Source organism: Methylobacterium sp. WL120 (assembly GCF_008039465.1).
GTDB classification, from domain to species: domain Bacteria; phylum Pseudomonadota; class Alphaproteobacteria; order Rhizobiales; family Beijerinckiaceae; genus Methylobacterium; species Methylobacterium cerastii.
In genome coordinates this window covers 1-944 of sequence record NZ_VRUT01000358.1, presented here as the reverse complement: position 1 = coordinate 944, position 944 = coordinate 1, and the positions used below count along the sequence as shown (strand labels likewise).

Here is a 944-nt window from a genome sequence, read left to right as displayed (position 1 = left end):
GGCCAGCGCGGGCGCCAGCCGCGGCTGGGCATCGTCGACGTGTACGAGCTCGACCGGCAGCGCCAGCTGATCCTGCTGCGGCGCGACAACGTCGAGCACCTGCTGCTCGTCGGCGGCCCGAACGACGTGGTGATCGAGCGCCACATCCAGCGCGGGCAGCAGCGCGACCCGGCCCTGCGCCCCGAGGCGATGGCCGAGCCCCTCGCGGCGCCCTTCGCCGAAACCCTGGCCGAGGCGGGGCCCGACCCGTTTTCCGGTCTCGAGACGCAGGCCCAGGCCGCGTTCCGGCCCGACTTCTCCATGCCGATCGTGCTCGCCCCGACCGTGTCCGGCCCGGGCGGGGCGCTCGCGTCCGCCGCGTCGCTCGCGGTTCCGCCGCTGGACGCCGCGCTTCTGGACGATTCCGAGCTGCGCCCGGACCGCGTCTCCGAACCGCGCGCCTCCGAGGCGATCGTCACCGGTTCCCGCCCGGACGCGCCGGCCCGCCGTCCGATGCGCCGGACCGCGCCGCCGCTGATCAACCCGCGCCCCGACGTCGCCTCCGAGCGCCCCCGCACCGAGGCGGCGCCGCCGGAGGAGCCCGCCTCCGCGTCGGTCCCGGTCCCCGGCGCGATCCCGCCGATCCCGCCCTTGCCGCCGGCCGAGCGCCGGCCGGTCGATCCGGCGATCCTCTCGGACATGGCCCGCCAGCTCGAAGCCGCGCTGGCGCGTCCGGCCTCGGCCGTCGCCCCCGCCCGGTCGGCCCCGCCTACGTTCTCGGACCCGGTTCCGGTCTCCGCTCCCGCTCCCGAGGCGCCGGCCGCGGTCGACCCGATGGCCGCGGCCATGGCGGCGCCTGTGGACTCACCGCTTCCGCAGGCGGAAAAGCCCGCCGCGGCGCCGTTCGCCATCCCGCCTGCCCCGGCTCCGAAGCCCGAGCCGTTCCTGCCGGCGCCGCCGCCGGT

The 944-nt window shown here is 78.2% G+C and carries 1 protein-coding gene; it reads left to right on the top strand.

What is annotated here, in order from left to right:
* Positions 1–944 (top strand): flagellar biosynthetic protein FliO (locus tag FV229_RS26990; protein WP_147754833.1); only part of this gene is annotated, 944 nt, incomplete at both ends.